At 70.9% G+C, this 17,824-nt stretch carries 19 protein-coding genes; 10 read left to right on the top strand and 9 right to left on the bottom strand.

From position 1 onward, the window contains the following. Window positions 1-12: 12 nt before the first annotated feature. Window positions 13-1,425 carry a YibE/F family protein gene (locus OG982_RS14195; protein ID WP_266786827.1) on the top strand — a complete coding sequence of 471 codons (1,413 nt, stop codon included), beginning with the start codon at window positions 13-15 and terminating at the stop codon, window positions 1,423-1,425. Window positions 1,426-1,558: 133 nt separating this feature from the next. On the opposite strand, the gene OG982_RS14200 is transcribed toward OG982_RS14195, so the two are convergent. The 4 genes from OG982_RS14200 to OG982_RS14215 all read right to left on the bottom strand — a co-directional run bounded on the left by OG982_RS14200 (window position 1,559) and on the right by OG982_RS14215 (window position 3,847). Then, window positions 1,559-2,008, bottom strand: coding sequence for an SsgA family sporulation/cell division regulator (locus OG982_RS14200; RefSeq protein ID WP_266786825.1), 450 nt, complete (start codon window positions 2,006-2,008; stop codon window positions 1,559-1,561). Window positions 2,009-2,105: 97 nt separating this feature from the next. Next, window positions 2,106-2,852: an IclR family transcriptional regulator gene (locus OG982_RS14205; RefSeq protein WP_266786823.1), complete on the bottom strand. Its 747-nt coding sequence runs from the start codon at window positions 2,850-2,852 to the stop codon at window positions 2,106-2,108. Between the two features lie 281 nt (window positions 2,853-3,133). Next, entirely contained in the window at window positions 3,134-3,361 is a 228-nt protein-coding gene (locus OG982_RS14210) for a DUF5326 family protein (protein ID WP_266786821.1), read from the bottom strand. A 168-nt stretch (window positions 3,362-3,529) separates the two neighbouring features. Continuing rightward, complete coding sequence (locus OG982_RS14215) at window positions 3,530-3,847, bottom strand: cupin domain-containing protein (RefSeq protein ID WP_266786819.1); 318 nt, start codon at window positions 3,845-3,847, stop codon at window positions 3,530-3,532. An 89-nt stretch (window positions 3,848-3,936) separates the two neighbouring features. On the opposite strand from OG982_RS14215, the gene OG982_RS14220 reads away from it, so the two are divergent. The 5 genes from OG982_RS14220 to OG982_RS14240 all read left to right on the top strand — a co-directional run bounded on the left by OG982_RS14220 (window position 3,937) and on the right by OG982_RS14240 (window position 7,723). After that, window positions 3,937-4,317, top strand: coding sequence for a phage holin family protein (locus OG982_RS14220; protein WP_266786817.1), 381 nt, complete (start codon window positions 3,937-3,939; stop codon window positions 4,315-4,317). 9 nt (window positions 4,318-4,326) lie between these two features. Continuing rightward, window positions 4,327-4,902: a low molecular weight protein-tyrosine-phosphatase gene (locus OG982_RS14225; protein ID WP_266786815.1), complete on the top strand. Its 576-nt coding sequence runs from the start codon at window positions 4,327-4,329 to the stop codon at window positions 4,900-4,902. A gap of 14 nt (window positions 4,903-4,916) precedes the next feature. Further along, entirely contained in the window at window positions 4,917-6,080 is a 1,164-nt protein-coding gene (locus OG982_RS14230; protein ID WP_266948663.1) for a cystathionine gamma-lyase, read from the top strand. A gap of 198 nt (window positions 6,081-6,278) precedes the next feature. Further along, the gene (locus OG982_RS14235) at window positions 6,279-7,184 is read left to right on the top strand and encodes a LysR family transcriptional regulator (protein WP_266786812.1); all 906 of its coding nucleotides are present in this window, start codon (window positions 6,279-6,281) and stop codon (window positions 7,182-7,184) included. A gap of 59 nt (window positions 7,185-7,243) precedes the next feature. Next, window positions 7,244-7,723, top strand: coding sequence for an NUDIX domain-containing protein (locus tag OG982_RS14240; RefSeq protein WP_266786810.1), 480 nt, complete (start codon window positions 7,244-7,246; stop codon window positions 7,721-7,723). Between the two features lie 48 nt (window positions 7,724-7,771). Here the strand turns inward: OG982_RS14240 and OG982_RS14245 are convergent, their stop codons facing one another. After that, window positions 7,772-9,178: a globin domain-containing protein gene (locus OG982_RS14245; protein WP_323139254.1), complete on the bottom strand. Its 1,407-nt coding sequence runs from the start codon at window positions 9,176-9,178 to the stop codon at window positions 7,772-7,774. Beyond that, window positions 9,102-9,752, bottom strand: coding sequence for an HAD family phosphatase (locus tag OG982_RS14250; RefSeq protein WP_266786808.1), 651 nt, complete (start codon window positions 9,750-9,752; stop codon window positions 9,102-9,104). Before OG982_RS14250 ends, OG982_RS14245 begins: the two co-directional genes overlap by 77 nt. A gap of 198 nt (window positions 9,753-9,950) precedes the next feature. Between OG982_RS14250 and OG982_RS14255 the strand changes: the two genes are divergently transcribed. From OG982_RS14255 to OG982_RS14265, 3 genes are read left to right on the top strand one after another with little or no spacing between them, the layout of a single operon-like run. Then, on the top strand, window positions 9,951-10,844 hold the full coding sequence (locus tag OG982_RS14255; protein ID WP_266786807.1) for a GNAT family N-acetyltransferase: 894 nt from the start codon (window positions 9,951-9,953) through the stop codon (window positions 10,842-10,844). Between the two features lie 17 nt (window positions 10,845-10,861). Beyond that, on the top strand, window positions 10,862-11,323 hold the full coding sequence (locus OG982_RS14260; RefSeq protein ID WP_266786806.1) for a GNAT family N-acetyltransferase: 462 nt from the start codon (window positions 10,862-10,864) through the stop codon (window positions 11,321-11,323). A 54-nt stretch (window positions 11,324-11,377) separates the two neighbouring features. Further along, window positions 11,378-12,553 carry a winged helix DNA-binding domain-containing protein gene (locus tag OG982_RS14265; RefSeq protein ID WP_266948665.1) on the top strand — a complete coding sequence of 392 codons (1,176 nt, stop codon included), beginning with the start codon at window positions 11,378-11,380 and terminating at the stop codon, window positions 12,551-12,553. 26 nt (window positions 12,554-12,579) lie between these two features. Here OG982_RS14265 and OG982_RS14270 read toward each other — a convergent pair whose 3' ends face one another. Both OG982_RS14270 and dnaB read right to left on the bottom strand, forming a co-directional pair. Beyond that, on the bottom strand, window positions 12,580-13,965 hold the full coding sequence (locus OG982_RS14270; protein WP_266786805.1) for a serine hydrolase: 1,386 nt from the start codon (window positions 13,963-13,965) through the stop codon (window positions 12,580-12,582). A gap of 9 nt (window positions 13,966-13,974) precedes the next feature. Continuing rightward, entirely contained in the window at window positions 13,975-15,438 is a 1,464-nt protein-coding gene (gene dnaB, locus OG982_RS14275) for a replicative DNA helicase (protein WP_243629416.1), read from the bottom strand. A 452-nt stretch (window positions 15,439-15,890) separates the two neighbouring features. On the opposite strand from dnaB, the gene OG982_RS14280 reads away from it, so the two are divergent. After that, complete coding sequence (locus tag OG982_RS14280; RefSeq protein WP_266786803.1) at window positions 15,891-17,228, top strand: MATE family efflux transporter; 1,338 nt, start codon at window positions 15,891-15,893, stop codon at window positions 17,226-17,228. 132 nt (window positions 17,229-17,360) lie between these two features. On the opposite strand, the gene rplI is transcribed toward OG982_RS14280, so the two are convergent. Further along, complete coding sequence (gene rplI, locus OG982_RS14285; RefSeq protein WP_266786801.1) at window positions 17,361-17,807, bottom strand: 50S ribosomal protein L9; 447 nt, start codon at window positions 17,805-17,807, stop codon at window positions 17,361-17,363. Window positions 17,808-17,824: the final 17 nt, after the last annotated feature.

Raw genomic sequence — 17,824 nt, forward strand, 5'->3', positions numbered from 1 at the left:
GCGTGCTGAACAGTGGGCCCCCTCATCTCTTGCGATGATCAGGCAGTGACGTCCTCGCCGCAGCCCCCCATCCAGCACGCCGAACCCGCCGACCACTCGGGCCACTCGCACTCCGGTCCGGGGCACGGCCACGGGCATTCCCACAGCCACAGCCACGGCCCGGCGGCCCCTGTCTCGAAGCACCTGCGCAAGGTCATCGCGGCCGTGCTGATCCCCTTCGCCACCGCCGTCGTCGTCGGCCTGGTGGTGCTCTGGCCGGGCGGCGCTCCCGCGCACGAGCGCTCCGGTGTGGGGTTCGACCGGCAGACCCAGCAGGGCAAGGTCGTCTCCCTGGAGCAGGTCGACTGCAAGTCCGTGAACGCCGGGCAGGTGCCCTCCACGCCCAACCCCTCCACCCCCGAGGGGCGTGAGGCCCAGGCCGCGCAGACCGGCGAGTGCAAGAAGGCCACCATCGAGGTGGGCACCGGCCCGGAGAAGGGCCGGACCTTCGTCGAGATCGTCCAGCCCGGCGCACCGCGCCAGTTGGAGGACGGCCAGGGGGTGGTGGTGGCGTACGCGCCGGACGCGCCCCGGGACCTCCAGTACTCCGTGATCGACGTGAACCGCAAGCTCCCGATGGCGGTCCTGGCCGGCATCTTCGCCGTGGCGGTCGTCCTGGTCGGCCGGATGCGCGGCTTGTTCGCGCTGATCGCGCTCGCCGTCAGCTTCGCGGTGCTGACCCTCTTCATCCTCCCGGCGATCCTGCAGGGCTCGAATCCGCTGGTCGTCGCGGTCATCGGGGCCAGTGCCATCATGCTGATCGCGCTCTACATGTGCCACGGGCTGACCGCCCGCACCTCGGTCGCGGTCCTCGGCACGCTCGTCTCGCTGCTGCTCATCGGGCTGCTGGGCTCGGGGTTCATCGACTGGGCGTTCCTCAGCGGGAACACCGACGACAACACCGGGCTGATCCACGGGCTCTACCCGAACATCGACATGAGCGGTCTGCTGCTCGCGGGCGTCATCATCGGATCGCTGGGCGTCCTCGACGATGTGACGGTCACGCAGACGTCGGCGGTCTGGGAACTCCGCCAGGCCGACCCGACGATGGGGCCGCGCGCCCTGTACCGGGCGGGCATCCGGATCGGACGCGACCACATCGCGTCGGTCGTCAACACCCTGGTCCTGGCCTACGCGGGCGCGGCGCTTCCGCTGCTGCTGCTGTTCTCCATCGCCAACAGCAGCATGGGTTCGGTGGCCAACAGCGAGCTCGTCGCGGAGGAGATCGTACGGACGCTCGTGGGTTCGATCGGGCTGGTGGCCTCGGTCCCGGTGACAACGGCGCTGGCCGCGCTGGTGGTTTCCGCCGACCGGCCGGGTCTCCCGGACGCCGCGCCGGCCTCGGGGCCGATCCGCGGCGGCCGGGGCCGGCGGCGCAAGCGCTGAAAGCGGGCCCGGGACGAGCCGGCTCCGGCTCCGGCCAGCCCTGATCAGCCCGGGCCCAGCCAGGTCACCCAAAGGCCCAGCCAGGTCAGCCTGGTCCAGCCGGCCCAGTCCAGGTCCAGTCGGCCCGGCCAGGTCAGCCCGCGTTCTGCTCGTTCTGGCGCGACTCGGCGAGGATCTTGCCGAGCGCCACGTCCAGGGTCTCCTCGAAGTCACCGAGGTTGCGCTCCTGCCCCAGCGGGACCAGCCGGTCGGTGCGGTCGAGGAAAGCGACGAGCGGCGCCGCGCTCGCGCGGAACAGCGCCCTGTCACCGCCGACCTGGAGGCGAATGTGGACATCGGACAGGTCCTCGGGAGTGGTCGGCGCGATGTGCACATCGCCGTCACCGCATGGCTTGTTGATGCCGTCGAGGAGGAGTTCCCGACCGAACGCCCAGGTCACGGGCGCGTCTCCGGGAAGGTGGAAGGTAAGGCGGACCGCGTAGGGGTCACGGGCGTCGTACCCGAGTTCCACGGGAATCCGGAACGCGAGCTCCTCGGAAACGAGGAAGCTCATCATGACCTCTGCCTGTACCGACTCGCGCATTGCCTACCCCGCTGTAGTGGAAGTGGCCAAGATTGATCCCCCCAGGCTCTCTTGACAAGAGTGGTGGAAGCGCGAGCAGATCACAAGGAGTGAGTTTTCAGATACTGATAGAGAACGAGAGGGTGCTCAACAGCGCGCCTACTTCACTCCGTAGTCGATCGACTACATACAGCAATCGCTCTTCCTGGTGCAGGGGTAGAGAAATGGCCATGGTCGCGGCGGTGTCCCCGGCGGTGATCGGGATGGCCGCGCACACCGTGCCGAGTGCGTATTCCTGCCGCTCGACCACGGGCCGCATCCGCCCCATGGCGGCGATCCGGTCCTCCAGGGAGCGCGGGTCCGCCACCGTGTGGGGCGTGATGGCCTCGACCGGATGACGGTCGTAGTGGTCCTTGCGCGCCTTCTCGTCGAGCTGGCCGAGCAGGCACTGCCCGATGGCGTGCGCGTGACCGGTCGCGCGGAAATCGGCCCACTCCTCGCAGGCCGGGCCGGCCGGGGTGTCCGAGACGGCCACGATCTCGATCTCACCCTCGCGGTAGACCGCGAAGTAGACGGGAGCCCCGACCGCGTCCCGGAAGTGCGCGAGCGAGTCGACGATCATGCTGCGACGTTTCTGCTGGAGTCCCCCGTCGGCGAGCCTGCCGGCGGCGGGACCGAGCACGAAGACTCCGCCTTCCCGGCGCAGGTAGCCCTCGTGCGTCAGGGTGCGCAGCAGGTGGTACGCGGTGGGAAGCGGGAGCCCGGCTTCGCGCGCCAGCTGCTTCGCCGGGGCTCCCCCGCTATGGGAACCCGCCGCTTCGAGCAGCCTCAGCGCCCTCTGCACCGAACCGATCAGGGTCGGCACACCGTCATTGTGAACCGCAGCCAAAGCTCACCCCCAGGCGTGGCGGCGGGCCTTGGGGCCCACCCTGCGGGGGCCGCCCCCGCTCATGCCGCGGCTCCTGGGGGGTCGTTCTCGCCAGCTGCTCTGTACAACCGCAGGTCAGGGGCGGTGATACCGACTTCTCGGTGCCCAGGGATCGGCACAGATCGGCACTCTATCCACCGGTTCCCGGCCTGTGAGGCCTTTAGCCCCTCACGTTCCCTCACCTGGGTCAATCCCCGGACCGCCCGGACCGGGCGGGACTACCACTCCCCGGAGGAGGACTTCGTGCCGCCGCCGGTGAACTTCTTCACGATGAAGATCAGACCGCCGACGAGGGCCGCGAGCAGCAGCAGCTTGAAGACGAACCCGATCAGCGCGCCGATGATGCTGGTGATCACACCGCCGAACACGAAGAGCACGAGCAGCGGCACGGCGACCCACTTCACCCACCAGGGCATGCCCGCGAATATCTGCCGGATCCCGTCCATGTCCACTACCTCTTCCTCGTCCGTGACTTCCTGCTCTCGATGCTAGGAGGCCACCGGCTCGAGCGGGGGCCCGCGAGCCCCCGCACTCCCCTGATCCACCCCCTAGGGGGGCCGGGGGCCGACCCTCACTCCCAGGTACTCCCCGGCCCGGGCAGGCTCTTCGCCCGCTCAGCTCTCCGGCGGGGAGAAGACCACCATCACCTTCAGGTTCTCCGTGATGTGGTGGAACTTGTGGGGCACGCCGGCCGGTACGTAGACCACGCTTCCGTTCGCCACCGTCGTCGTCTCCTCCCCGACCGTGATCGAGGCGCGGCCGCTCACGACGAAGTACACCTCGTCCTGGCCGTGCGGCTGCTGGGGGTCGATCTGCCCCGCGTCGAGCGCGTAGAGCCCGACCGACATGTTCCGCTCCCGCAGGAACTGCAGATAGGCGCCGTCGTTGGCGACCCGCTCCGCTTCGAGCTCGTCCAGCCGGAAGGCTTTCATCCTCGTTGTGCCCCTTGTGCTCTCTTGTGCCGCGGCATCCGCTGATCTGCTGATGTCCCGCCGGGATCTTCTCTGCCACGATCAGACACATGACGAATTTCCTAGTCAAGACGCTCGCCAACGCGGCGGCCCTGGCCGTCGCCATCTGGCTGCTCGCGGGTATCACCCTCGACGACGGCAGCAGCATGGGCCGCCGCACCCTGACGCTGATCCTGGTGGCGCTGGTCTTCGGACTGGTCAACGTCATCGTCAAGCCCGTGGTGAAGCTGCTCTCGCTGCCGCTGTTCATCATCACCCTCGGGCTGTTCACGCTGGTCGTGAACGCGCTGATGCTGCTGCTGACCTCGTGGCTGGCCTCGAAGCTCGACCTCAGCTTCCACGTCGACGGCTTCTGGACCGCCGTCGTCGGCGGCCTGATCATCTCCATCGTTTCCTGGGCCGTGAACATGGTCCTGCCCGACAAGAGCTGACCGGCCGCCGTGTACCGCGTCTGTTTCGTCTGCACCGGCAACATATGCCGCTCGCCCATGGCCGAATCCGTCTTCCGCGCCCACGTCACCGAGGCGGGACTCGACGGCCTCGTCGAGGTGGACAGCGCCGGCACCGGCGGGTGGCACGAGGGGGACGGCGCCGACCCGCGCACCATCGCCGTCCTCGAAGCCGCCGGGTACGAGCAGGACCACCGGGCCCGGCAGTTCCGGGCCTCCTGGTTCGACCGCCTCGACCTCGTCATCGCACTCGATGCCGGACATCTGCGGGACCTCCGGGCCCTCGCTCCCACGCCCGAACACGCTTCCAAGGTCCGGCTGCTGCGGTCCTACGATCCGGCCGTCGCGGGCGTCTCAACCCCCTCGGCGCCCTCAGCGCCCTCAGCGCACTCGGCCCGCTCGGCCCCCTCGGCCCCCTCGTGCGCCGAGACCGACGTACCGGATCCGTACTACGGCTCCCTCGACGGGTTCGAGGAATGCCTGGAGCTGGTCGAGGCCGCCAGTCCCGGACTGCTCGAAGCCGTACGCGAGGCCGCGCTGGCAGCCGTGGAGTCCGCCACGCCGTGAAGGAGCACCTCCCCGTGACCGACCACACCCCCGACCCGGCCCCGGCAGACCGGATCGGCGACGGCACCCGCGCCGTGCGCGCCGGACTGCCCGAGCCCGTCAAGAACGAACCACCCCTGCCCGGGCCCGTCTTCGCCGCGCACTTCCACCTCCCGGGCGACGTCGAAGGCCCGTACACCTACGGCCGCGACACCAACCCCACCTGGACCCTGCTGGAGCAGGCCATCGGCGAGTTGGAGGCGCCCGGCCAGGACGGTGCGCAGACCGTCGTCTTCGCCTCCGGGATGGCCGCGATCTCCGCCGTCCTCCTCTCCCAGACGCGTACCGGCGACACCGTCGTCCTTCCCGACGACGGCTACCAGGCACTGCCCCTGCTCCGCGAGCAACTGGAGGCGTACGGGGTCCGCGTACGCACCGCCCCGACCGGCGGCGACGCCCAGCTCGCCGTCCTCGACGGGGCGCGGGTGCTGTGGATCGAGACCCCCTCCAACCCCGGGCTCGATGTCTGCGACGTGCGCCGGCTGGTCGAGGCCGCCCACGCCGGTGGCGCCCTGGTCGCCGTCGACAACACCCTCGCCACCCCGCTCGGACAGCGGCCCCTGGAACTCGGCGCCGACTTCTCCGTGGCCAGCGGCACCAAGGGCCTGACCGGCCACGGCGATCTGCTGCTCGGCTACGTCGTCTGCCGCGACCCGGAGCTCGCCGCCGGCATCCGCCGCTGGCGCAAGATCGTCGGGGCCATCCCGGGGCCGATGGAGGCCTGGCTCGCCCACCGCTCGCTGGCCACCATCCAGCTGCGCGCCCAGCGCCAGTGGGCCAACGCCCTGGCCGTCACGGAAGCGCTGGCCGGCCGCGCCGAGGTCACCGGGCTGCGCTACCCCGGGCTGCCCTCGGACCCCTCGCACAAGACGGCGGCCCTTCAGATGACCGGCTTCGGGTCGATCTTCTCCTTCACCCTGCCCGACCGCGGCCACGCGGAACGGTTCTTGAGCGCCCTGCGCCTGGTGGAGGACGCCACCAGCTTCGGCGGCGTTCGGTCCACCGCGGAGCGCCGCGGGCGGTGGGGCGGCGACGCCGTGTCGGAGGGGTTCATCCGCTTCTCCGCCGGCGCCGAGGACACCGAGGACCTGGTCAGGGACGTACTGCGGGCCCTGGACGCGGCGGGCCCGGCCGCCTGACGGGTGGGCCCGCAGGCGCCGCGGACAAGCGGACGGGCGATCCGAGCCTCCCCCCTAGTGGCTCGGACCGCCCCGGGTTCCGCGCGTGAAGAACCACGCGCACAAGGCTAATTGACTCTCTGTCAGAGTCCAATCACGGTAACGACAGGGGCCTATCGACATATTTATAGTTGTAGGCCCCCACCGAGAGGGGCCGCCATGGACCTGGCCCTGCTGCGCACCTTCGTCGCCGTGCACCGGGCAGGCTCGTTCACCCGGGCCGCGGCGCTGCTCGGGCTGTCCCAGCCCGCCGTCACCTCGCAGATCCGCACCCTCGAACGTCAGATGGGCCGGCCCCTGTTCCACCGCCGGGCGCGCGGCGTCACCCCCACCGCCGTCGGTGACGAGCTCGCCCACAAGGCCGCCCCCCACCTCGACGCGCTGCTGCGCATCACCGAGACCGAGCGGGAGGCCGTGGGCGCGCCCCGGACCCTCCACATCGCCGGACCCCCCGAGTTCCTGTCCCTGCGCGTGCTCCCCGCCCTCGCGCCCCTCGTAGGCCAGGGCCACACCCTGCGCACCGCCCTGCGGGCCGGATCCGAGGAGCTGCTCGACGCACTCGCCGCCGGCCACCACGACCTCATCGTCACCACCGCCCGCCCGCGCCCCGCGCTCTTCACCGCCACCGCCCTGTGCGACGAGGAGCACGTCCTGGTCGCCGCTCCCTACTGGGCCGCCCTCGTCGACCCCGACCGGCTGCGCGACACCGGTCCGACCGCCCTCGACGGCATCCCGCTCGTGGAGGTCCACGAAACGCTGCCGCTGGTCACCCGCTACTGGGCCGCCGTCTTCGACAGCCGGCCCGATACCCGGCCCGACGCCGCCACCGTCGTCGCCCCCGACCTGCGCGCCGTACTGGAATGCGTCCGGGCCGGCGCCGGACTCGCCGTCCTGCCCCGCTACCTGTGCCAGGACGCGCTGGGCCGCGGGGAGATCGTCGCCCTGCTGGAGCCGGCCGTACCGCCGCTGCGCACCTGGTTCCTCGTCGCGCGCGCCGGGAGTCTGGCCCTCGCCCACGTCTCCCGCGCCCACGACCGGCTGCTGCGCGCCGCCGCGCGCTGGTGAGCCCCCGGTTGTGCGGCCCGGCGCGTTTCAGAAGCGGAGTACTGGGCCACTCTTCTCCCATGACCGAACGTCCCGTGGTCAAACGCACCGCCCGCGCGATCCTGCTCGACGGTGACGACCTGATCCTCATCAAGCGCACCAAGCCCGGCGTCGATCCCTACTGGCTCACCCCCGGCGGGGGAGTGGAGGCCTCGGACGCCACCGTCATCGACGCCCTCCACCGGGAGGTCCACGAAGAACTCGGCGCGAAGATCACCGATGTGGTGCCGTGCTTCGTCGACACGGTCGAGCACATCGCCGCCGGCGGGGTGACCGGCGTGAAGGTGCAGCACTTCTTCGTCTGCCACCTCGAATCGATGGACCCCAGCCAACGGCACGGACCCGAGATCGACGAGCCCGAAGGGGAGTACGAGATCGTCCGGGTGCCCTTCAGCCGGGTCGGCATCGCCGCCGTCCATCTCGTCCCGCTGTCCCTGCGCCACTACCTCGACGGCAACATCGAGGGCGTACGCGCCATGCACGCCCCCGACCTGGGCTGATCCCTGTCCCGACCCGGGTACGTCTGAGGCCGGCGGGGGCCGCCGGCCTCAGCCCGCGATGCCCGCCAGCTCCTCCACGGCGTCGTGCCGGATCCGGTCCCCGGGGATCCCGATCCGCTTGAGGGCGTCCACACCGCTGCGGATCATCGCCGCAGGCCCAGAGATGAACGCGTCGTACGAGCTCCACGGCCCGTGCTCCCCGACCGCGTGCGGCAGCTGGCCGGCCAGCCCCCCGCCGATCACCGGCCGCACCGACAGCCACGGGTGCGAGCGCTGCAACCCCAGCAGGGTGTCCTTGTCGTACAGGTCGTTGTCACTGCGCGCTCCGACGAACACCTCCACCGGGCGCCGTTCGCCGTGCTCGGCGACGTCCTCGATCAGGGCCTTGATCGGGGCGATGCCGGTTCCGCCCCCCAGGCAGAGCATTCCGTTGTCGGTGCTGTGGTCCACGACCATCGATCCGGCCGGCGGTCCCAGGCGCAGCACGTCGCCCGGCTGGGCGTGGCGCACCAGGGCGTTGGAGACCCAGCCCGCCGGTACCGCCTTGACGTGGAAGGACAGCAGCCCGTCGGCGCGCGGCGCCGACGCGAAGGAGTAGTGCCGCCACACGCGCGGCCACCACGGGGTCTCCAGGCTCGTGTACTGGCCCGCGAGAAAGCTGTACGGCTGGTCCGGGCGCACCGTCAGCACGGCGATGTCCGGGGTGCGCAGATCGTGGGAGACCACCTCCGCGTGCCACCAGGCCGGGGCCTTCAGCTCGTCCTCCGCGGCGGCATCGATCATGATCTGGGAGATCGCGGTGTACGCGCGGACCCACGCGGCCTGGGTCTCCGGCCCCCAGGTCAGCTCCGAGTACCGCGCCAGCGCTCCGATCAGCGCCTCGCCGACCGCCGGATAGTGACCCGCCATGGTGCCGTACTTGCGGTGGCCGGTGCCCAGCCTGCGCAGATAGGGGATGAGCACGTCCGGGTCGTCGATGTGCTCGGCGGCCGTGAGGAGGGCCTTCAGCAGCCGGTCGCGCTGCACGTCCATGGCCGCGGGAAACATGCCGCGCACTTCCGGGTGCCCACTGAACACCAGGGCGTAGAAGTACGAGGTCACCTTGTCTGCGACGGGTCCGATCTCCGCCAGGGTCCGGCGGATGAGCAAGGCATCCGGGGAAGGCTCGATCTCACCGCCCCGGGAAGGTATCCGGCCCGTCCTCGGTCTTGCCGATCTGGTGGGCGCAGCGTCCATGCGGTGCCTCGCTTCGAGCATCTCGGTCGGGTCTGCACGCGCCACGGCCTCGTATCCGTGGTTCCGGATTTCACAGCGTGCCAGCCGACCGAGAGGCCTGCGGGGGAATGCGGAAATTCCGCGTTTCGAACCTCCTTTCCTCTTAAGATGTCTCAACTTCCGGGCGCGCCAACCCCAGGAGCTGGTATGCCTCCCGAAGGTCCCGCCCCTCATAGACATACGTCGCGCGCTCCGCCAGATACGGCCGCGCGTTGACCGCCACCGACTTCGGCACCGCTTCGAAGAGCACCGAGTCGGTCAGGGAATCCCCGTACGCGACGCAGTCGGCCCGGGTCACCCCGAACCGCGCGCAGAGCCGGTCCGCCACGTCGACCTTGCCCTCGGGCGTCAGGATCCCCGCCACGTCCAGCGGGCCGGTGAACGGCACCGTCGGGTAGACCGACCCATGGGCGGCGTGCGCTCCCCACTCCAGGAGCAGCTCCACGAAGAACGACGGCGACAGCGAGATCACCGCGCAGTAGTCCCCGCGTGCGTGGATCTCCCGCCACACCTCGCGGATCCCCGACAGCCACGGAGCCCCCTCGAACGCCGCCCGGACATGCGCGGGCGTCAGCTCCGCCCACAGCGCGTGTGCCGCGATCGAGAACTCCTGCGGTGTGAGCTCCCGCGCCGCGAACGCGCGCTCCAGCTCGCCGATCTCGGTGCTCACGCCGAGCTGACGGGAAATCTCGACCGGCGCCGCCGAGCCGTACATCAGCGTCCCGTCGAGGTCAAAGAGGTGGAGGAGAGTCATAACAGTGGAGGCTAACCCGTGCCTTTATCGGAGTCACCGCCCGGTCTCGGCTGCGGGAGAAGCAGCGTGTTTCACGTGAAACATCGAGCCCTTACGAACCATTTCGAGCCTTTCCAGGGAGGCGGGTGGATGATTCACGTGAAACATCCACCGCCAAATCCTCTGGACGGCCCCCGACCAATGATCCACTCTGGGGCCGTGACACCACCACACCTCACCGACCTGCCGATCCGCGCGCTGACGCCGGAGGACCTCCGCCACTGCGCCGACCTGTCCCAAGACCGCGGCTGGCCCCGCGAGGAGCACAAGTGGGGACTGCTCATCGCCGCCGGTGACGGGTACGGCATCGACGCCCCCGACGGCCAAGGCCTCGCGGCAGCCTGCGTCGTCACCCGGTACGGGCACGACCACACCGCGCCGGACCTCGCCGCCATCGGCATGGTTCTCGTCGCCGACCGCTACGCCCGCCAAGGCCTCGGGCGCCGCCTGATGACCCATGTCTGTGACGACGTCCTCAAGGGCACTCCGCTGACCCTGCACGCCACCCCGTACGGCCGACCCCTGTACGAGGAACTCGGGTTCGACACCACGGGCCGGGCCGAAATGCTCCAAGGCGCGTTCAGCCCCGATCCCGCGACCACCGGCCCCGCGCGGGATGCCGTCCAGGTCCGGTCGGCCACCGCCGAAGACCTCCCCCGGATCCTGCGCCTGGACGCCGAGGTCTTCGGCTCCGACCGGACCCACATGATCACGCGGCTCCCCGCCTTCGCGGACCGGCTCGTCGTCGCGGAAGACCCGGCCGGTGACCTCATCGGCTACGCCGCCCTCTGGCCCAACATGGAGACCCATGTCCTCGGCCCGCTGATCGCCCGCGACACCGCCGGCGCCCGGGCACTGGTCACGGCCCTCGCCACCACCACCGAACGGCCGCTGCGGACCGACGTCGACGTACGCCACGAGGAGCTCCTCGGCTGGCTCAAGGACCGCGGCCTCGGCTCCGTCGCCTTCAACGCCGTGATGACCCGTGGCATCCCCGGCCTGCCGGGCGACTGGACCCGTCGCTGGGCACCGATCACCGTGGCAGCCGGCTGAGAAAGGACATCCCCGCCATGACCGACACCCCCGAACTGCTCATCCGACCGGCCACCGAGGACGACCTGCCGGCCATCGTCGCCATGCTCGCCGACGACCCCCTCGGCGCCACCCGCGAATCCCCGGACGACCTCACCCCGTACCTGGCGGCGCTGAAGCAGCTGGCGGAAGACCCCCATCAGCACGTGGTCGTCGCCGTCCGCGCGGACCGGGTCGTGGGCACCCTCCAGCTCACCATCGTCCGCGGGCTGTCGCGCAAGGGAGCCACCCGCGCCATCATCGAAGGCGTCCGCGTCCACGCCGACGAACGCGGCAGCGGCCTCGGTACCCGGTTCATCGAATGGGCCATCGACCGGTCCCGCCGCGAGAACTGCCAACTCGTACAGCTCACCTCGGACGCGACCCGGACCGACGCCCACCGCTTCTACGAGCGGCTCGGGTTCACCGCCTCCCACGTCGGCTTCAAACTGCAGCTCTGACAGGTGCCCCGGCAGGCCGGGCCGCCGGCAGCGGCCCGGCCTACGATCCGGAGGATGAGCCCCAGCCTCCCCCTCGTCACCACCGCCGAGCGCCGCCACCGGCTCGGACGTCGACACCGCCTGGCTCCCTCCGCCCGCGCCACCACCGTGGCCCGGGCGGCGGACGCCGTCGTCGCCCTGCACGCCACCGACGCGGCGACGGTCTACCTCTCCGCCCGCGCCCGCCTCACCGAAGGCAGCCCGGCCACCATCGAGCAGGCGTTCTACAAGGACGTCAGCGTCGTCCGACTGCTCAGCATGCGCAACACGCTCTTCGCCGTCTCCGCCGAACTCGCCCCCTACGTGGACGCGTCCACCGCCCGGGGCATCGCCGCCAAGGAACGCCGGGCGTTCCTCAAGCACCTCGACGAGGACGGCCAGAGCCTCGACGCCGACTGGCTCGCCCGGGCAGAAGCCGCCGCGCTCGCGGCCCTCGACCTCCAAGGCGCCTCCACCGGCAGCCAGATCTCCGCCGCCGTACCCGCCCTGCGCCAGAAGATCACCATCGGCCGGGGCAAGAAGTACGAGACCGAGACCGGCGTCGCCACGCGCGTCATCCGCCTCCTCGCCGCCGACGGCAGGATCCGCCGCGACCGGCCCCGCGGCTCGTGGACCTCCAGCCAGTTCCGGTGGGTCCACACCCAGCCCCGGCCCGCCCTGCCCGCTGCCGAGGCCCGCGCCGAGATCGCCCGCCGCTGGCTGCACGCCTACGGTCCGGCCACCGAGGCCGACCTCGCATGGTGGACCGGCTGGACCCTCACCGACGTCCGCAAGGCCCTCGCCGCCGTCGGCCCCGACCAGGTCCGCCTCGACAACGGCAGCACCGCGCTCGTCGGCCCCGGCGACACTGGGCCCGAACCCGCCCCGGAACCCTGGGCCGCCCTCCTGCCCGGCCTCGACCCCAGCGGCATGGGCTGGGCCGACCGCTCCTTCCACCTCGACCCCGCCTACCGGCCCGCCCTCTTCGACTACGCGGGCAACATCGGCCCCACCGTGTGGTGGAACGGCGAGATCGTCGGCGGCTGGGCGCAGCGCCCCGACGGCGAGATCGTCTGGCGCCTGCTCGGGGCCGCCGGGCGGGCCGCCGAGACGGCCATCAGCGCCGAGGCCGCCCGGCTCGCCCAGTGGGTGGGCGACGCCCGCGTCACCCCACGCTTCCGTACCCCGCTCGAACGCGAACTCGTCGTCTGAACGCTCCGGGACGGACCGGCGGAGGCCTAGCCGATGCCCCGCCAGCCCTGCGGGTCGACTCCGCCGGGCACCGGGGCCTGGGCGTCGTACGGCTCCCGGGTGAAGACGAACGAGCCCAGATCGAGGTGGCTCACCGAACCGTCCTGCCGGCGCACGGCCCGCAGCGCCTCCCCCGCGTAGTAGCCGGACAGCCCCGTCCAGGTGCCGTCCGGCTCCGCACGGAACCGGGCGGCCCGGCCCGCCGCGCCCACCGGGCGCAGTTCCAGCAGTCCGTCCGCCGACAGCGTCACCACCTGCGCCGACGTACCCCAGTACCAGGGGCCGCACAGCTCCAGCGCCACCGGATCCGCCTCCCGGAAGGGCCGCCACGGCTCCGGGAACCGCGGCTCCGCGTCCGCGACGATCGCCACCAGGTCCGCGGCCAACGCCGTGGCGGGCAGTCCCGACGTGCAGTTGGCCAGCACCACCGCCGCCACGTCGTCCGCCTCGCTGAGCCACAGCCCCGCGACGAACCCCGGCAGCGAACCGCTGTGCCCCACGAGCCGGCGCCCGTCGCTGTCCATCAGCTGGACGCCGAGCCCGTAGCCGAGTTCGGCGAGGCCCGGCTCCGGCGGAGCGGCCGACGTCCGCATCTCCCGTACCGAATCCGCGTTCAGCACCCGCTCGTCACCACGCGCCAGAAACACCGCGAAGCGCGCCAAGTCCCTGGTCGTGGACCACAGCTGACCGGCCGGAGCCATCAGCCCCAGGTCCTCCAGGGGCTCCGGCATCATCACGTCCGCCCACGGATGCACCGCCCAGCCACCGGCGTGCGGGGCCTGCGGCGACAGGCTCGTACGGTCGAGCCCCAGCGGCTCCAGCACCTCGGCCCGCAGCACCTCGCCCCACGGCTTCCCGCGCACGGCCTCGATGAGCGAACCCAGCAGCGTGTAGCCGGGGTTGGAGTAGTGGAACCGCCGCCCCGGCCCGTGCCGGAACGGCTCTTCCCCCAGGACGTCGGACAGTTCCGGCCGCAGCGCGGCCGCGGACCGCTCCCACCACTGGCCCGGGGTCTCCGCGGCCAACCCGCCGGTGTGGGCCAGCAACTGGGCGACGGTCACCTCTCCGGCGCCCGTCCCCGGCAGGTGCTTCTCCAGCGGATCCCCGAGCGCCAGCAGGCCCTCGTCCCGCAGCCGCATCACCAGAACCGCCGTGAACGTCTTGCTGATCGAACCGATCCGGTACTGCACGTTCCCGTCGGGCCCGTGGCCCTCCACGGAAGTCCGGGAACCCTCCCAGACCACCTCGCCGCCACGCGCCACGGCCGCCACCACCGACGGCGCCCGCCCTTCGCTCTGCGCGACGGCGATCCGGTGCCTCAGCGCCCTCCGGGTCGCGGGCAGCAGTTCAAGATCCTCAGATACGGCATCCATGAGCGGATGCTACGTGTTGGCCATGTCCACGAACCGTGAATAGTGGCCCTGGAAGGCCACCGTGATCGTCGCCGTGGGGCCGTTACGGTGCTTGGCCACGATCAGGTCGGCCTCGCCCGCGCGCGGTGACTCCTTCTCGTACGCGTCCTCGCGGTGCAGCAGGATCACCATGTCGGCGTCCTGCTCGATCGAACCCGACTCACGCAGGTCGGAGACCATCGGCTTCTTGTCGGTGCGCTGCTCGGGACCACGGTTCAGCTGGGACAGCGCGATCACCGGGACCTCCAGCTCCTTCGCCAGCAGCTTGAGGTTTCGGGACATGTCCGAGACCTCCTGCTGGCGGCTCTCGGGACGGCGCGAGCCGCCCGACTGCATCAGCTGGAGGTAGTCGATGACGACGAGCGAGAGGTCGTTGCGCTGCTTGAGCCGGCGGCACTTGGCCCGGATCTCCATCATCGACAGGTTGGGGGAGTCGTCGATGTACAGCGGGGCGGCGGACACGTCGGGCATCCGGCGGGCCAGCCGGGTCCAGTCGTCGTCCGTCATGGTGCCGGAGCGCATGTGGTGCAGCGCCACCCGGGCCTCCGCCGACAGCAGGCGCATCGCGATCTCGTTGCGGCCCATTTCGAGGGAGAAGATGACGCTCGGCAGGTTGCTCTTGATGGAGCAGGCCCGGGCGAAGTCCAGCGCGAGCGTCGACTTGCCCATCGCGGGTCGGGCCGCGATGACGATCATCTGGCCCGGGTGCAGACCGTTGGTGAGGGAGTCGAGGTCGGTGAAGCCGGTCGGGACGCCGGACATCTGGCCGCTGCGCGAGCCGATCGCCTCGATCTCGTCGAGGGCGCCTTCCATGATGTCGCCGAGCGGCAGGTAGTCCTCGGAGGTCCGCTGCTCGGTGACGGCGTAGATCTCGGCCTGGGCGCTGTTGACGATCTCGTCGACGTCGCCGTCGGCCGCGTATCCCATCTGCGTGATCTTCGTGCCGGCCGCGACCAGCCTGCGCAGGACCGCCCGCTCGTGGACGATCTCGGCGTAGTACTCGGCGTTCGCCGCCGTGGGCACCGACTGGACCAGGGTGTGCAGGTACGAGGCCCCGCCGACCTTGCTGATCTCGCCGCGCCGGGTCAGCTCGGCGCCGACCGTGATCGGGTCGGCCGGCTCGCCCTTGGCGTACAGGTCGAGGATGGCCTGGTAGATCGTCTCGTGCGAGGGGCGGTAGAAGTCGTGGCCCTTGAGGACCTCGACCACGTCGGCGATCGCGTCCTTCGACAGCAGCATGCCGCCGAGGACGGACTGCTCGGCGTCGAGATCCTGCGGCGGGACGCGCTCGAAGCCGCCCCCTCCACCGTCCCAGGAGCCGCCCTCGCGGCCCCGGTCCTGCTGGTCGTCCCCGCGGCCGCGGCCTTCGCTGTTACGGCGCGGGCGGGCGGGCAGACGGTCGCCCGGACCGCTGTCGGCCCAAGGGTCGTCCATGGGCTCGGGCATACTCACCGGGCCGCCTCCTCCCGTCCGCAACGCGGACCTCGCCGTGCCACTCTTTCTACGACACGGCTCTGACATTTGGGGCGCCCGAATCGGCTCTCGGCGCGTCGGGCAACGCCCAACGGTAGGGCCGTTGGCGACGTCAGCCAATCTTGTTATCCACAGGGTGTGTGGATGAGATGTGGATGACGGCGCCAATGCTGTGGGTAACTCCTCCGAAGCTGTGCACGGACCAGGGGACGGGGCTGTGGACAAAATCACCTACCCCACCCTCCCACCCATCCTGACCTGCGATTCCTCCTTCCACCGAGTGTGGGGGAGAAAATTCTTGGCCACGGTCTCAAGATCGCCTCCAACGGGGTGCGGAGAACGCCCAAGTCAATGCGTCGGTAAGGATTGAAAGACCCTTGCATCTATTACCTGTGGAAGATTAGATTGAGCGCATGACTCAGGCCCCCGCAGCACCGAAGGCTGCCCCGAGACGGCACGACCGCGAGATACTCGCACTCGCCGTCCCCGCCTTCGGCGCCCTCGTCGCCGAGCCCCTCTTCGTGATGGCCGACAGCGCCATCGTGGGGCACCTCGGCACCCCCCAGCTCGCGGGTCTCGGCATCGCCGCCGCCCTGCTCACCACCGCCGTGAGCGTCTTCGTCTTCCTCGCCTACGCCACCACCGCGGCCGTCGCCCGCCGCGTCGGCGCCGGCGACCTCCAGGCCGCCATCCGGCAGGGCATGGACGGCATCTGGCTCGCTCTGCTGCTCGGCGCGGCCGTCATCGCCGTCGTCATGCCCCTCGCACCCTGGCTCGTCTCCCTCTTCGGGGCCTCCGACACCGTCGCCCCGTACGCGATCACCTACCTGCGGATCTCCGCCCTCGGCATCCCGGCCATGCTGATGGTGCTCGCCGCCACCGGCGTGATCCGCGGCCTCCAGGACACCCGGACCCCGCTCTACGTGGCCATCGGCGGATTCGCCCTCAACGGCGTCCTCAACGTCGCCCTCGTCTACGGCGCGGGCCTCGGCATCGCCGGCTCCGCCTGGGGCACGGTCATCGCCCAGTGCGCCATGGCCGCCGCGTACCTCTTCGTGGTCGTCCGGGGCGCCCGCGAGCACAACGCTTCCCTTCGCCCCGACGCGGCGGGCATACGCGCCTGCGCCCAGGCCGGCGCGCCCCTGCTCGTGCGCACGCTGTCCCTGCGCGCGGTGCTGATGATCGCCACGGCCGTCGCGGCCCGGCTGGGCGACGCCGACATAGCCGCCCACCAGATCGTGCTCGCCCTGTGGAGCCTGCTGGCCTTCGCCCTGGACGCGATCGCCATCGCGGGCCAGGCCATCATCGGCCGCTACCTGGGAGCGGGCGACACCCAGGGCGCCAAGGCGGTCTGCCGGCGCATGGTTCAGTGGGGGATCGTCTCGGGCATCGTGCTCGGCCTGCTGGTCGTCGTGGCCCGCCCGGTGTTCATTCCCCTGTTCACCAGCGATCCCGCCGTCGAGGAAGCCCTGCTGCCCGCCCTGCTGGTCGTGGCGGTCTCCCAGCCGGTCTCCGGCATCGTCTTCGTCCTGGACGGCGTCCTGATGGGCGCCGGTGACGGCCGCTACCTCGCCTGGGCGATGCTGCTGACCCTCGCCGTGTTCACCCCGGCGGCCCTGCTCGTCCCGACCCTGGGCGGCGGCCTGACGACCCTCTGGTGGGCCATGACGCTGATGATGCTGGTCCGGATGGCCACCCTCCAGCTGCGCGCCCGCTCGGGTCGCTGGCTGGTCGCGGGGGCCACTCGCTGAGCCGGCGGCTACCCACCGACCGATGTTTCACGTGAAACACGGCGAGGGGCCCGCTCGTGTTTCACGTGAAACATCGCCCGACAACGACGAAGGGCCGCACCCCATCGGGGTGCGGCCCTTCATGCGCAGCCCTTAGGCGGCGACGACCTCGATGCCCACGTTCGCGGCGACCTCGGCGTGCAGACGCACGGAGACCTGGTACGAACCGAGGGTCTTGATCGGGGAGCCCAGCTCAACGCGGCGCTTGTCGACCTTCGGGCCACCGGAAGCCTCGATCGCCGTGGCGATGTCGGACGGGGTGACGGAACCGAAGAGGCGACCGGCGTCACCCGCGCGGGTGGCCAGACGGACCTTCACGCCCTCGAGCTTGGCCTTGACCTCGTTGGCCTGCTCGATGGTCGCGATCTCGTGGATCTTGCGGGCGCGGCGGATCTGCGCCACGTCCTTCTCGCCACCCTTGGTCCAGCGGATCGCGAAACCACGCGGGACCAGGTAGTTGCGAGCGTAACCGTCCTTGACGTCGACGACATCGCCGGCGGTGCCGAGGCCAGAGACCTCGTGGGTCAGGATGATCTTCATTATTCGGTCACCCTTTC

This window comes from Streptomyces sp. NBC_01551 (genome assembly GCF_026339935.1).
Lineage (GTDB): Bacteria > Actinomycetota > Actinomycetes > Streptomycetales > Streptomycetaceae > Streptomyces.